Source organism: Candidatus Binatia bacterium, assembly GCA_023150935.1.
Taxonomy (GTDB): domain Bacteria; phylum Desulfobacterota; class Binatia; order HRBIN30; family HRBIN30; genus JAKLJW01.
In genome coordinates this window covers 1-13,139 of sequence record JAKLJW010000003.1, presented here as the reverse complement: position 1 = coordinate 13,139, position 13,139 = coordinate 1, and the positions used below count along the sequence as shown (strand labels likewise).

Annotated in this window: 13 protein-coding genes; all 13 read left to right on the top strand. The window is 66.7% G+C overall.

Features of this window, described 5'->3' with window-relative positions; genetic code table 11:
* The first annotated feature begins 2 nt into the window (after nucleotides 1-2).
* On the top strand, nucleotides 3-620 hold the full coding sequence (locus L6Q96_03265) for a phosphoribosylanthranilate isomerase (protein ID MCK6553596.1): 618 nt from the start codon (nucleotides 3-5) through the stop codon (nucleotides 618-620).
* A complete protein-coding gene (gene trpB, locus L6Q96_03260; protein MCK6553595.1) occupies nucleotides 604-1,797 on the top strand; it encodes a tryptophan synthase subunit beta in 1,194 nt (397 codons plus the stop codon). Before L6Q96_03265 ends, trpB begins: the two co-directional genes overlap by 17 nt.
* Before the next feature lie 134 nt (nucleotides 1,798-1,931).
* Nucleotides 1,932-2,741 (top strand): tryptophan synthase subunit alpha, encoded by an 810-nt coding sequence (gene trpA / locus L6Q96_03255; GenBank protein MCK6553594.1) that lies wholly within the window; start codon nucleotides 1,932-1,934, stop codon nucleotides 2,739-2,741.
* Nucleotides 2,742-2,756: 15 nt separating this feature from the next.
* Nucleotides 2,757-4,073, top strand: coding sequence for a bifunctional folylpolyglutamate synthase/dihydrofolate synthase (locus L6Q96_03250; GenBank protein ID MCK6553593.1), 1,317 nt, complete (start codon nucleotides 2,757-2,759; stop codon nucleotides 4,071-4,073).
* On the top strand, nucleotides 4,054-6,345 hold the full coding sequence (gene lptD, locus L6Q96_03245) for an LPS assembly protein LptD (protein ID MCK6553592.1): 2,292 nt from the start codon (nucleotides 4,054-4,056) through the stop codon (nucleotides 6,343-6,345). Before L6Q96_03250 ends, lptD begins: the two co-directional genes overlap by 20 nt.
* Nucleotides 6,346-6,537: 192 nt before the next feature.
* Nucleotides 6,538-6,789, top strand: coding sequence for a type II toxin-antitoxin system VapB family antitoxin (locus L6Q96_03240; GenBank protein ID MCK6553591.1), 252 nt, complete (start codon nucleotides 6,538-6,540; stop codon nucleotides 6,787-6,789).
* Nucleotides 6,786-7,196 carry a type II toxin-antitoxin system VapC family toxin gene (locus L6Q96_03235; GenBank protein ID MCK6553590.1) on the top strand — a complete coding sequence of 137 codons (411 nt, stop codon included), beginning with the start codon at nucleotides 6,786-6,788 and terminating at the stop codon, nucleotides 7,194-7,196. The genes L6Q96_03240 and L6Q96_03235 overlap by 4 nt, the downstream gene beginning before the upstream one ends.
* Nucleotides 7,193-7,357 carry a hypothetical protein gene (locus tag L6Q96_03230; protein MCK6553589.1) on the top strand — a complete coding sequence of 55 codons (165 nt, stop codon included), beginning with the start codon at nucleotides 7,193-7,195 and terminating at the stop codon, nucleotides 7,355-7,357. The genes L6Q96_03235 and L6Q96_03230 overlap by 4 nt, the downstream gene beginning before the upstream one ends.
* A 23-nt stretch (nucleotides 7,358-7,380) precedes the next feature.
* Nucleotides 7,381-8,349, top strand: coding sequence for a chromate resistance protein (locus L6Q96_03225; GenBank protein ID MCK6553588.1), 969 nt, complete (start codon nucleotides 7,381-7,383; stop codon nucleotides 8,347-8,349).
* A gap of 175 nt (nucleotides 8,350-8,524) precedes the next feature.
* A complete protein-coding gene (locus tag L6Q96_03220; protein MCK6553587.1) occupies nucleotides 8,525-9,703 on the top strand; it encodes a chromate transporter in 1,179 nt (392 codons plus the stop codon).
* Nucleotides 9,700-10,740 (top strand): beta-propeller fold lactonase family protein, encoded by a 1,041-nt coding sequence (locus L6Q96_03215; GenBank protein ID MCK6553586.1) that lies wholly within the window; start codon nucleotides 9,700-9,702, stop codon nucleotides 10,738-10,740. Before L6Q96_03220 ends, L6Q96_03215 begins: the two co-directional genes overlap by 4 nt.
* 121 nt (nucleotides 10,741-10,861) lie before the next feature.
* Nucleotides 10,862-11,884, top strand: a complete 1,023-nt coding sequence (locus tag L6Q96_03210; protein ID MCK6553585.1) for an extracellular solute-binding protein — start codon at nucleotides 10,862-10,864, stop codon at nucleotides 11,882-11,884.
* Nucleotides 11,885-11,898: 14 nt separating this feature from the next.
* A partial coding sequence (locus tag L6Q96_03205) for a hypothetical protein (GenBank protein ID MCK6553584.1) occupies nucleotides 11,899-13,139 on the top strand: 1,241 nt, incomplete at its 3' end.

The window sequence follows — 13,139 nt, the reverse complement described above, 5'->3', positions numbered from 1 at the left end:
TCATGGGCGAACGGGTTCGCGTCAAGATCTGCGGGATCACCAACGTCGCCGACGCGCTCGCCGCCGCAGGGGCGGGGGCCGACGCGCTCGGATTCAACTTCTATACGGGCAGCGTGCGCTACGTTTCTCCCGACGCGGCCGCGGCCATCGCGGCGCAGTTGCCGAAGGCGGTGTGTACGGTGGGGGTATTCGTCAACGCCGCGCGCGCCGAGATCGAGCGGATTGCGGCGCAGGTCGGTTTGCAGGCGCTGCAATTCCACGGCGACGAAGAGCCGCCGGAATGCGCGGGTTGGTCGCGGAAGACGATCAAGGCGCTGCGGGTTCGGGACCGCGGTGCCGCCGCACTGGCGCAGCGATACGCGGTGGACTTCGTGCTTGCCGATGCGTACGTAGCGGGGCGGCACGGGGGCACAGGGGCGTCCGTTCCCCCGGAGCTGATCGAGGGGTTCGACCGTCGCCGGTTGATTCTTGCCGGGGGGCTGACGCCGGAAAACGTGCGGGCGGCCGTGCGGGCCGTGCAACCTTTTGCCGTCGACGTTGCCAGCGGGGTCGAGTCGGCGCCGGGGAAGAAGGACCACGAGAAAATGAGGCGGTTCATCGACCATGTACAATCTGCCTGATCGTCAGGGTCATTTCGGTCGTTTTGGCGGGCGCTTCGTGGCCGAGACGCTCATGCCGGCGCTGCTCGACCTCGAGACCGCTTACCGGCGGATCCGGCGCGACGCGGCGTTCAAGCGCGAACTCGGCGCCTATCTCCGCGATTACGCCGGCCGGCCCACGCCGCTGTATTTTGCCGCCCAGCTCACCGCGAAGCTGGGCGGGGCGAAGATCTACCTGAAACGCGAGGACCTCTGTCACACCGGCTCGCACAAGATCAACAACGCGCTCGGGCAGGCGCTACTGGCGCGGCACATGGGCAAGCGGCGCATCATCGCCGAAACCGGTGCCGGGCAGCACGGGGTGGCGACGGCGACCGTGTGCGCGCTGTTCGGCCTCGAGTGCGAGGTGTTCATGGGCGCCGAGGACGTGCAGCGGCAGTCGCTCAACGTGTTTCGCATGAAGCTGCTCGGTGCCACGGTGCGCCCGGTCACCAGCGGCAGCCAGACGCTGAAAGATGCCATCAACGAGGCGCTACGCGATTGGGTGACGTACGTCGAGACGACACACTATCTGGTTGGCTCGACGATGTCGGCGCATCCGTACCCGATGATGGTGCGCGACTTTCAGTCGGTGATCGGCCGCGAGGTGCGGCGCCAGATCCTGAAGGCGGAAGGGCGGCTGCCGGACCTTTTGGTCGCCTGTGTCGGCGGTGGCAGCAACGCCATGGGGTTGTTTTATCCGTTCGTCGGGGACGCCGGGGTGCGCATGGTAGGTGTCGAGGCGGGCGGTAGCGGCGTGGACACCGGGCAGCATGCGGCCTCGATCAGTGCCGGCTCGGTCGGTGTGTTGCACGGCAAGCGTACGTACATCTTGCAGGACGAGCTCGGGCAGGTGCGGCCGGCGCACTCGATCTCGGCCGGGCTCGACTATCCGGGCGTGGGTCCGGAGCACAGTTACCTGCACGACACCGGACGCGCCGAGTACTGCACGGTGAACGACGACGAGGCGCTCGCCGGCTTGGAGCTGCTGACGCGCACCGAAGGCATTATTCCGGCTCTGGAGACGGCGCACGCGGTGGCCTACGCGGTGCGCGCGGCGCCGGCGATGCCCCGGGATCGGATCCTCGTGCTCAACCTGTCCGGGCGCGGCGACAAGGACATGATCACCGTCGCACGTCATCTCGGCGTGACCCTCTGATTTACGAATTCCGCGTTTGATTGCATGGTGCGAATAATTTTGGAATGCGGATTTCGGATTGCGGACGACGGATTCATGAGTTCCGCAATCCGCAATCCGCAATGGGTTGCGGGCGAAGCCCGCGCTGAGGCGGCATGAATCGCATCGATCGGACCTTCGAAGCGCTGCGCGCAGCGAATACCGCCGCGCTGATTCCGTTCCTTACCGCGGGCGACCCCGATGTCCCGACCACGCTCGAGCTCATGCGCGTTGCGGTCGACAGCGGGGCCGACCTGATCGAGCTCGGGGTGCCGTTTTCCGATCCCTCGGCGGACGGGCCGGTGCTGCAACGGTCGCTGGAGATCGGCTTGCGCGCCGGCGCTTCGCTGGGGCGCGTGCTCGAACTGGTGGCGACGTTCCGGCGCGAATCGGATGTGCCGGTCATTCTCTACGGGTACTACAACCCGATCCTGCACTACGGGCCGGAGCGTTTCGCCGCCGACGCGCACGGGGCGGGCGTCGACGGCCTGTTGGTGGTGGATTTGCCGCCCGAGGAGGCGCGCGAGTTGCTGGTGCCGGCCCGGGCGCAAGAAGTGCACATCATTTTCTTGCTGGCGCCGACGAGCGGACCGGGGCGCGTGCGCGCGGTGCTGCGGCACGCCGCCGGCTTCGTGTATTACGTCTCGGTCACCGGCGTCACGGGTGTGCGGCCGATGCTTGCCGAGGCCGTCGAACCCGCGATCGCGCGGCTGCGGGAGGCGACCGGGCTGCCGATCGGCGTGGGCTTCGGCATTTCGACCCCGGCGCAGGCCGCCGCCGTGGCGCGCTTCGCCGATGCGGCCGTGGTCGGCAGCGCCATCATGCGCATCGTCGACGCGCACCGTGGCGCCCCGGACCTGCTGTCCGAGGTGGGCGCCTTTCTCCGTAGCCTCAAGGCCGCCATGCGAGCGGCGCGCAGTGGCTGAGTTCCGGAGCGCCGGATGGTCCACAACGAATATGCCGAGGTCCTGGCGTGGCTCTACGGTCTCGAGGCCGCCAGGGGCATGGACTTCAAGCTCGAGAGGGTCGAGCTTGCACTGCGGCATCTCGGCGATCCGCACCGGCGCTATCCGGTGCTGCACGTGGCTGGGACCAACGGCAAGGGTTCCGTGGCGGCGATGCTCGATGCCGTGTACGGCGCCGCCGGGTATCGCGTTGGCCTGTACACCTCGCCGCACCTCGTGAGTTTCGGAGAGCGAATCCGGGTCGGCGGTTCGACAATTCCGCCGGAGACGGTGGTGGCGCTCACCCGGGAAATCCAGTCGGCGGTGTTGGCTCGCGGCATCGAGCTGACGTTCTTCGAGCTGGTCACCGTGATGGGCCTGCTGCACTTCGCGCGCGCCGAGGTCGATCTCGCCGTGATCGAAGTCGGGTTGGGGGGGCGGCTCGACGCCACCAACGTGGTGCTGCCGGAGGTTGCGATCGTCACCAACATCGGACGGGACCACGAGGAGTACCTGGGCGAGGCGCTGGCGGCGATCGCGCGGGAGAAGGCCGGGATCGTCAAGGCCGGACGGCCGGCGATCGTCGGGCCCATGACCGAGGAGGCGGCCGGGGCCATTGCGGAGAGGGCGGCACAGGTGCAGGCGCCGACTTACTGGTACGGCCGCGATTTTTCGGTGAGCGACGACGTGCCGTTTCGCTTCGACGGGCTGGGAGCGAGGATCGAGGGGCTCACTGTCGGTCTGCGAGGCTCGTATCAGCGGACGAACGCGGCGCTGGCGCTGGCGGCGATCGTCTGGGCTCAGCCGCGATTCCCGGTGTCGGAAGTAGCCGTCAGGCGCGGCCTTGCCGAGGTGCGATGGCCCGGACGGCTCGAGGTGGTGCAGACGCAGCCGCTTGTGGTACTGGATGGCGCCCACAACACCGACGGCCTCGCGGCGCTGGTGGCCGAGGTGCCGCGTGTAACCGGCGGGCGGCGGGTGCACGTGCTCTTTGCGGTTATGCGAGACAAGCGTTGGGAGGACATGGTCGCGGTGCTGGGACCGATCGCGGCGTCGGCAACGGTGACCCGCGTGTTGCCGCCGCGAGGCGCGGACCCGGAGCCGGTAGCGCGGGCTTTCAGGGCGTTCTGTCCGGCGCGTGCGGTCGATAGTCCGGAGTCGGCGCTGGAGTGCGTGTGCGCGCAGGCCGGCTCCGACGATGCGGTGCTGGTGTGCGGATCGTTGTTCTTGATCGGGGCCGTCTATCCTTACTTTCTCGACAGGCGGGGCGTACGGTCGCTCTTCGACCCCTCCGATGCGGTGCGGGTTTCGTGAGGCGGCGGCGCGGCGAGTCCGCTGGGCGCTGCTCGTTTTCGTCCTCGCCGCGGTTGCCGGTGGGGCGGGGGCGCAGATCCGCCCCGTCTTCGAGAGCGAGCAGGTTACCATCGACGCCGACGAGGTGACCTACGACCGGCGCACCGATACCGTCTCGGCGCGCGGCAACGTCGTGGTAAAACGGGGCGACACCGAGTTGCACGCCGACGAGGTGCGCTTCAACCGTATCACTAACATCGCCGATGCCAGTGGCCGGGTCCTGCTGAGCGACCCGCAAGGGCTGCTGACGGCCGATGCGCTTTCGCTCAATCTCGAGGAGGAAACCGGCATCATCGAAGGCGCCAATATCACCTCGCGCCTCAACCAGTATTCGCTGCAAGGCGCGCGGGTCGAAAAGGGGCTCGGCCAGAGTTTTCGTATTCGCGACGGCCGTTTCACCACATGCCGCTGCGCGGAGGGGCCTCCGAGCTGGAGCATCAGCGGCGAAGACCTCGAGGTAACCCTCGGGGGTTACGGCCGGTTGAAGGGAGGAACCTTCAACATCCTCGACGTGCCCGTGCTGTACGTGCCGCGCGCGATCTTCCCCGTGGAGCTGGATCGACAGACGGGTTTTCTGGTGCCGCAGTTCGGGTTCTCCAACCGCCGCGGCTTTCAGACGCTGCTGCCGTTCTACTGGGCGATCGACCGCAGTCAGGACTTAACGATCGCCGGCGACGTCGAGACGAGTGCGCGCATCGGAGTGGTCGGGGAGTACCGCTACTTCTGGCCCCGGGACGCGGCCGGAGTCATCGAGACCTCGTACTTCAACGAGTTCTTCCGCGGGCAGGCGACCGGTACGTCATTCGAGCCGGTGATTCCCGAGAACCGCTGGAGCGTGGTCAACCAGCACCGGCAGCCTGTCGCGGGGCCGCTGCAGCTCTACGCCGACTCGCTGGTGGTCAGCGACGATCTGTTCCTGCGCGAGATCAACACTTATGCCTTTACCTACGGTCGCGAGGTTGCGGTGCGGACGTTGCCGTACACGCGCACCTGGGGAGGGCTCGGGGCGGGATGGGATCGTGTCGCGGTGCGCGGGCAGGGCGTGTATTACCAGAACCTGCTCGGTCCCGAGTCGCAGGTGCTCCAGCGGGTGCCGGAGCTCGACGCCGATGCGCAGATGAGCTTCGGCCGCTGGGCCCTCGGCGAGCTCGATCTGGGGGGCATGTTATACCAGCGCGGACAGGGCACGGACGGCATGCGCCTCGACGTCGTGCCGGGGGTGACCGTGCCGCTGCCGGTGGGGCGGTACGCCTTCGGTGCCGTGCGCGCCGCGTTCCGGGAGACGGCCTATTACGTTACCGATCCGGACGTGGTCGGGCCGCGTTACGCGGGTGCGCCCGCCGTGCTGCCGGCCACCGCAAACCGCGCGTTGCCGATCGTCCACGCCGGCGTGGGCACGTCGATCGCGCGGGTGTTCGACTTCGATCTGCTCGGGGTCGACAAGGTGAAGCATTCGATCGAGCCGATGCTCGAATATCTCTATGTGCCGTTCGTATCGCAGGAGAGTCTGCCGTTCTGGGACGGTGTCGACCGCGTGGATCAGCGCAGTCTGTTCACGTACGGGGCCACGACCCGCCTGGTGGGGCGATTTGCCGACCCCGGCCTGTCGCCGGCTCCGGCACCGGAGACGGAGAGCTTTCTTGGCGGGGGCGATCTGGGTCCCGCGGACGAGCGTTACCGCGAGCTGGCGCGGTTATCGTTAATGCAGAGCGCCGACGTGCTGCGCGAGATCGAGCCTTTGCAGCCGGGGCGAGCGGCGGATCATTTCTCGGACATCGATTTTGCAGGTCGGGTCAATCCCGCGCGCGCGTTGTCGTTCCGCTTTGCGGCGAACTACGACGTGTCCAACAACGATCTGACGGCGACGCGGGTGGGGTTGTTCGTCGAGGATCCGTGGACGGCGCGGGGCGAGCGATTCCTGGAGACGCGCACGAGTGCCGGCATTACCTATCGGTTCATCAGCGGGAACCAGTTGCGCGAGGTCAACGGCAACGTCGTGTTGCGGGTTACGGACTGGTTCGGCCTGTTCTACGCCGGCCGTTACGACGCGGTGACGTCCAACTTCCTCGGCAACTACTGGGGGGTACGTTTTATTTCGACGTGCGATTGCTGGTCGGTGGATATCGCGGTTAACCAGCGCACCAGTCCGTCGGAAACGGAGGTGCGGGCCCAGTTCGTCCTGGTCGGGCTGGGCGCCAGCGGTCCGCGCACGCGCGTGGCCAGCGGCCCGTAAGAACGGGCCGCGGTGTCCCGGCCGGCGTTTGCGAGCGCCGTTGGCGCGGCTTACCGTGTACACGTCCACGCCGAGGTCCGGCACCCACGCAAGGAGGACGGGCCGGCCTGACCGGGCGGTCTTCCTTGCGGCCGGACCGGCTTCCGGGTCATATTGGCGAAGGGTAGAAATCAGTCTACCCTGGAGGACCAGATGAGTCTCAACATTAAGGACCCGGCCGCCCACACGCTCGCACAGGCTCTTGCCAAGGAGACCGGCGAGACGATGACCCGGGCGGTCACGGCAGCGATCCGGGAGCGCCTGGAGCGGGTCCGCAGGCAGCGAAGGCCCGAGGCGACCGTCGCCGAGCTGCTTGCGATCGGGCATCGCTGCGCGAGCACGCTGCAGGGCCAGCCGGTCGATCACGGCGACATGCTGTACGACGAGCGCGGGCTGCCGAAATGATCGTCGACACTTCGGCCGTACTGGCGATTCTCTTCGAGGAAGGCGACGCAGAGCTTTACGCGCGTGCCCTGACGCAGGCCGACTCATGCCGCATGTCCGCCGCAAGCTTCGTCGAGGCGGCCGTGGTCATCGATGCCCAGACGAATGACAAGGGCAGCCGGCAATTGGACGCCTTCATTCGCCGGGCGGCAATCGCAATCGAACCTGTCACGGAGGAGCAGGCCCACATCGCCCGGCAGGCTTACGCCGACTTCGGCAAGGGCCGGCATCCCGCCGGGCTTAATTTCGGCGACTGCTTCTCTTACGCGCTCGCCAAGGCGACCGGCGAGCCGCTGCTCTTCAAAGGCAAGGACTTCAAGAAAACCGACATCGTCTCGGCGCTCGAAACCGGCGGCCACCGGCAATGAAGGAGCGCCAGCCGTTGCGCTTCCTGCTCGCTGACGAACCCGGCGCCGGCAAGACGATCATTCAGACTACGTGCGCCGGTGGTCTGACCACGCCAAGGTTGCGCTACGATGGTCAAACCACCATCGCTCGCGATGGGATGATTCAGCCGTTGCCAGTATGATTCAGTTGCGATAGATACCCATCGTGTCACGCGTCAAGGCCCGCTGGCTGTTGCTGATCCACCAGCTACCGCCGAAGCCTGATTACTTCCGCGTCAAGATCTGGCGCCGCCTGCAACGGCTCGGGGCCGTGGCAATCAAGAACTCTGTGTACGTGCTGCCGTGGAGCGATCAGTCCCAGGAAGACTTTCAATGGGTCGTCCGCGAGGTCACGGAGGGCGGCGGCGAGGCTTCCGTCTGTGCGGCTCGCTTTGTCGATGGTCTATCCGATGCGCAAATCGAGGCTCTCTTCCACGCCGCCCGCGCCGCCGACTACGCCCAGATCGCCGAGGATGCCCGCACGATCGCGGCCGAGTTGCCGGTCGAGGACGCGAGCAGTAACGATCAAGCCACCACGCTACACGCCCAGGTAACCCGGCTCCGGAAGCGGTTCGCGGAGGTGGCGGCACTCGACTTCTTCGATGCCCCCGGCAGGGAAGCTACCGCCGGGCTGCTCCAAGCCCTGGAGGCGCGCGTGCATACCGCAGACACCCCCAGGGGGAGGGTGCTCATAGATCCCAAAGAGCTTCGCGGTCGTACATGGGTCACGCGTCGGGGCATCCACGTCGATCGCATGGCGAGCGGGTGGCTCATCAAGCGCTTCATCGATGCTGCCGCGCGCTTCAAGTACGTCGCCACACGCGACTACCACCCCACAGCCGGCGAACTGCGCTTCGACATGTTCGAGGGCGACTTCACCCACGAAGGCGACCACTGCACTTTCGAAGTGCTGCTCACGCGCTGCGGCATCACCGACCCCGCGCTGCGACCGATTGCCGAGATCGTCCACGATATAGACCTCAAGGACGGCAAGTTCGGGCGCGCGGAGACCACCGGAATCGACAAGCTCATCGCGGGCATCGCGATGGCGCACAAAGAGGATGAAGACCGCCTCGAACGCGCACGCGCAGTCTTCGACGACCTGTACGAGTACTACCGGAGGAAACGCGCATGACGCAGCCATCCAGTTCCGATCTCACGCGCCGCCAGACCGGTTGAAAAGGCGAACATCTCTTCGACGTCCAGGACATGACCTTCCCGAGTGCCGGCAAAGTTGGTCTCTGGACCAAGGCCGACAGCGTGACCTCGTTTGACGACTTCACGATTGAGCCACTTGAGAGTGCGAAGCCATGAGCCAAGCGATTGCAGGCCGTCACGACGAACAACCCGCCATCGTGCCCTGCACGCTGAACCAGCTCCTATTCTACTTTCTGCATCTCGGCAGCTTCGGCTTTGGCGGCCCGATCGCGCTCGCCGGTTACATGCAACGCGACCTGGTCGAGAAGCGACGATGGATCTCGAAGCAGGACTATGTCGAGGGCCTCGCGCTGGCGCAGCTGGCGCCCGGCCCGCTCGCCGCCCAACTCGCCATCTACCTCGGTTGGGTCCGCGCCGGGAATCTCGGCGCCACGCTCGTCGCTGCCGCCTTCATCCTGCCGTCGTTTGTCATGGTGCTGGCTCTTTCGTGGCTCTACCTGCGCTACGGCGGTCTCTGGTGGATGCAGGGTCTCTTCTACGGGATCGGGGCGGCCGTGATTGCCATCATCGCGCGCAGCGCCTTCAAGCTCATGCGCATGACGCTCAGCCGCGACGCGCTTCTGTGGGGTATCTTCGGGCTGAGCGCCGTCGTTACGGCCTGGACCGAGTCGGAGATCGTGTGGCTCTTCGTACTCTCCGGCCTCGCCGTGCTCGTCCTACGCGCTGCGCCGCGGCCCGCTGCCGCAGCCGTCTTCGTGCCGTGGTTCTTCACCGGCCTCGACGGCCCGGCACCGAGCAGCACGCTCGCCACCATCGCCTGGTACTTCGCGGAAGCGGGCGCATTCGTCTTCGGGAGCGGACTGGCGATCGTGCCGTTCCTGTACGGTGGTGTCGTGCAGGAGTTTCACTGGCTCACCGAGCAGCAGTTTCTCGACGCAGTCGCCGTCGCCATGATCACTCCCGGACCCGTGGTCATTACCGTCGCCTTCATCGGCTACCTGGTCGCCGGCCCCGCCGGGGCCACCGTGGCCGCCATCGGCGTGTTTCTCCCGTGCTACCTCTTCGTGATCATCCCGGCGAAGTACTTCCGGCAGTCGGTCAACAATCGCCACGTCAGAGCCTTCGTTGACGGGGTGACGGCAGCTGCGACCGGTGCGATCGCCGGGGCGGCATTCGTACTCGGCCGTCGCGCGATCTTCGATATCCCGACGGCGCTTATCGCGCTGGTAACGCTGGTGGTCCTAGCACGGGTCAAAAAGATCCCGGAGCCGCTGGTGATCGCCAGCGCCGGGGTGGCCGGATTGATGCTCAAAGGGGGCATCACCCCATGATGAAGAGGGCTATGATTCGCAGCGTAAGGGAGGGCGTTGCCGCAACCGTTGCGCTCGCCGCATGTACATTGGTGTTGGTCTCACAGGTGGCCGCGCAGGACTCGCCGCCTGCAACCGTGGCCTGCGCGTACGTGACGAGCTTCGGCGGTGAGGATGTCTGCGCGATCGAGGTACCGAGCGGTAAGGCGCTGGGCTGCGTGCGGACAGGGGCGAAGCCGCACGGGGTGGCTGTGGCGGCCGACGGGCGTCGAGTCTACGTTTCGAACGAGGGGGCGAATTCGGTTGCGGTTGTCCATGCTTCAGCTATGCGCGTTGCCGCGGAGGTGGCCGTGGGCCGGGCACCGAATCAGCTGGCGTTGGCGCCCAAGGGCGATCGCCTGTGGGTCACGAATAACTCCGACTCGACCGTCTCCGTAATCGACACGCAGGGCCTGGCGGTCGAGCAAACCATCCCGGTTGGCCGAGCACCACATGTGGTCGTGACCAACGCCGCCCGCAACATCGCCGTCGTCACGTCGGAAGGCGATAGCGCCCTCGATGTGTTCGACCTCACGACCTTGAAGCCGCTCTCACACATACCCGTGTTCGCGTTTCCTCGCGTCCTGGCGGTGTCACCCGCGGGCGATACGGCCTATCTGACCGTTCGGTGGATCAACGGCGCGCTCGTCGTCGACCTCTCGGGCCGCGGCCCGCGTGAGCGCATCGCCCTTGGCGAGACGCGCTTCGCGCCGGAAGGAAAGGACGCGCACGGTCTGGCGTTGACCCCGGATGGCGAAACGGTGCTGCTCACCACGCAGATCACCAACGAGCTGACATTCGTCGATGCGAAGACGCTCGCGTTCGAGGGGCGCGTGCACGTCGGACGGAATCCAAATTGGGTGGAGGTGACGCCGGACGGTCGTTACGCCGTCGTCAGCACGACAGACGACGATTCGGTATCGATCGTCGACGTGACGACGCGGCAGGTGACGGCAGTAACCAAAGTCGGCCGTCAACCGAAGCGGCTCGCGGTAGGTCGGTGTGGCGAACGGCCGTAGGCACGTGAGGCGGCGAGCGGCGCCGCCTGACACCGGCTGCGTTCGACTGGGAGCTTACGCTCGGGCTGACGTTGAGCTTCAGCACCCCGGAATTCTTCGCAGGCATCAAGGAGCGAGAGCGATGATACGCAAGTGGCAAGCGACGCTGGCGGTGCTGCTCATGACCACCGCCCGGATCGCCGCGGCGGACGAGGTCGTGGTCTACACGTCGGTCGACGAGATCTTCGCGCGGCCTATCGCGCGAGACTTCGAGGTGGAAAGCGGCATCACCGTCCGCCTCGTGCCCGACACGGAGGAGACCAAGAGCACGGGTCTGGTGAATCGCCTGATCGCGGAAAGGGCGCGGCCGCAGGCAGACGTGTTCTGGAGCGGCGATCCCGTGCGTGCTGCCGTACTCGCGGGCAAGGGCGTTACGGCGTCGTATCAATCTCCGCAAGCAGCCGGGTTGCCAGCGCAGTTCTCCGACCCCAACGGACACTGGACCGGATTCTCGGCCCGGGCACGGGTGCTCATCTACAACCGCACCCTGGTGCCCGAGGGGCAAACGCCCACTTCGGTGATGGATCTACTCGCGCCGCGCTTTCGAGGCAAAGCATGCCTTGCCAACCCCCTTTTCGGGACAACATCGATGCACGCGGCGGCGTTATTTGCCGTGCTCGGTGACGACAAAGCCCGGGCGTTTTTCGAGGGCTTTACCGTCAACGGCGGAAGGATGCTGTCTTCCAACGGCGAGGTGCGCCGGCGAGTGGCCAACGGCGAATGCGCCGTGGGCATCACCGACACGGATGATGCGAACGTTGCACGCCTGGAGGGCAAGCCCATCGGCGTCGTGTTCCCCGACGCCGATGGCATCGGCACGCTCGTGATCCCGAACTGCGCCGTACTGATTGCTGGCGCGCCGCACCCGGCAACCGCACGGCGGTTCATCGACTACCTCCTGCGTCCGGAGACCGAGCGGGCGCTGGCGGAGAGCGCGGCAGCGCAGATGCCGCTGCGTGCCGGCGTACCTGTGCCAGCGGGTGTCGTGCCCCTCGCGCAGCTCCGGCCCATGCAGGTGGACTATGGCGTCCTGGCTCAGCTTCTCGAAACTCTCTCGCGCGACTACCTGAAAGACTGGGTCGATCGAGCCAGCTCGGGAATGTGAGAGCGCTACGTCAGATGACGAGTGCGAAGGCCCCCGGTTGGGTGATGATCAGCAGCTTGGCTTTGGAGCGGCCGGGGCGGTGGCGCGCCGGTGGCATCGGATTGCTCCTGGGCTTGATTGCCGTGCCGGACGTGCTGCTGCTCTGGCAAGCGCTGGGTGATGGCGCGGCCGGCGCGATCGGATCGTCGTTCGTCCGGTCGATCGGGCGAAGCGCCTGCATTGCTGGCAGTGCTGGGCTCCTCGGCCTGATGTGCGGGCTGCCGTTGGGAGTCGGTGCAGCCCTCTATCGATTTCCAGGCCGCGCCCTGCTTCTGGCGCTGGTGACGCTTCCCTTGCTTGTTCCGTCGTTCCTGTGGGGGATCGGCTGGTCGTCTCTGGCGGCCGCACTGGGCGTGCCGTTCCTGCTCTCCGGCCTGCCGGCGTGCGTCCTGGTGTTCGCCGCAGGGTTGGTTGTGCCGCTGGCCTTGCTCACGGCCTACGCTGCGACGGCGTCGCTCACGGGATCGCAGGTAGACGCGGCGCGGCTCGCGGGTGGAGAACGGCAGGTGGTGTGGCAAGCGAGTCGAAACGCGAGTGCACCGGCGCTGCTTGCCGCAGCGTTGGGCGGGGTCTTAACACTCGCCGACCCGGGGCCAGGGCAGATTTTCGGGGTGCAGACGGCGGCCTCCGAGATTCTGACGAGCTTTGCTGCTCTCTACGACTTCGGCCTCGCCGGACGGCAGTGCGCCTTTCTAGCAGGCCTCGTCCTCGTGAGCGCGGTGCCGCTCGCCCTCCTTGCCACATCGCGCTTCGCAGACGATCTCCTGGCCAAGCAGACACGCCAGGCGGTCCCTGTGACGCATGAACGCATGGCGCTGCTCATGGTCGGCGCGATGGCCGTGCTGACCGTTGCCGCGACTATCCTGCCGACCCTCGGACTACTGTTGCCGATGGTGACCGGTGGTCCAGAGCTGTTGGCGCGGACGACACGCGATCCGTTCCAGATGAACCACCCGGAGCTGGTGCTCCTCGGTGCAGTCGCGGAAGTTGGGCGGACTGTCGCGAACAGTTTCCTCTACGCCGGCGGCGGGGCGGTGGTGGCGATGTTGCTCGGTATCGGGGCGGCCGTGTGCGTTGGGCGCTTTCCGCGCCTGCGGGCAGCCTGGCTGGCCGCCACGTTGACGCTCTTCTGCGTGCCGCCGGCTCTACCGGCGCTCGGCATCGTGGGGCTCGCCACGAGCGCGCCAGCCTGGGCAGATGCGTTGCTGCGCAGCCG

What these genes read in the sequence shown, in the direction of transcription:
- L6Q96_03265 (MCK6553596.1), top strand. Translation starts at nt 3, where the DNA reads ATGGGCGAACGGGTTCGCGTCAAGATCTGCGGGATCACCAACGTCGCC.
- trpB (MCK6553595.1), top strand. Translation starts at nt 604, where the DNA reads ATGTACAATCTGCCTGATCGTCAGGGTCATTTCGGTCGTTTTGGCGGG.
- trpA (MCK6553594.1), top strand. Translation starts at nt 1,932, where the DNA reads ATGAATCGCATCGATCGGACCTTCGAAGCGCTGCGCGCAGCGAATACC.
- L6Q96_03250 (MCK6553593.1), top strand. Translation starts at nt 2,757, where the DNA reads ATGGTCCACAACGAATATGCCGAGGTCCTGGCGTGGCTCTACGGTCTC.
- lptD (MCK6553592.1), top strand. Translation starts at nt 4,054, where the DNA reads ATGCGGTGCGGGTTTCGTGAGGCGGCGGCGCGGCGAGTCCGCTGGGCG.
- L6Q96_03240 (MCK6553591.1), top strand. Translation starts at nt 6,538, where the DNA reads ATGAGTCTCAACATTAAGGACCCGGCCGCCCACACGCTCGCACAGGCT.
- L6Q96_03235 (MCK6553590.1), top strand. Translation starts at nt 6,786, where the DNA reads ATGATCGTCGACACTTCGGCCGTACTGGCGATTCTCTTCGAGGAAGGC.
- L6Q96_03230 (MCK6553589.1), top strand. Translation starts at nt 7,193, where the DNA reads ATGAAGGAGCGCCAGCCGTTGCGCTTCCTGCTCGCTGACGAACCCGGC.
- L6Q96_03220 (MCK6553587.1), top strand. Translation starts at nt 8,525, where the DNA reads ATGAGCCAAGCGATTGCAGGCCGTCACGACGAACAACCCGCCATCGTG.
- L6Q96_03215 (MCK6553586.1), top strand. Translation starts at nt 9,700, where the DNA reads ATGATGAAGAGGGCTATGATTCGCAGCGTAAGGGAGGGCGTTGCCGCA.
- L6Q96_03210 (MCK6553585.1), top strand. Translation starts at nt 10,862, where the DNA reads ATGATACGCAAGTGGCAAGCGACGCTGGCGGTGCTGCTCATGACCACC.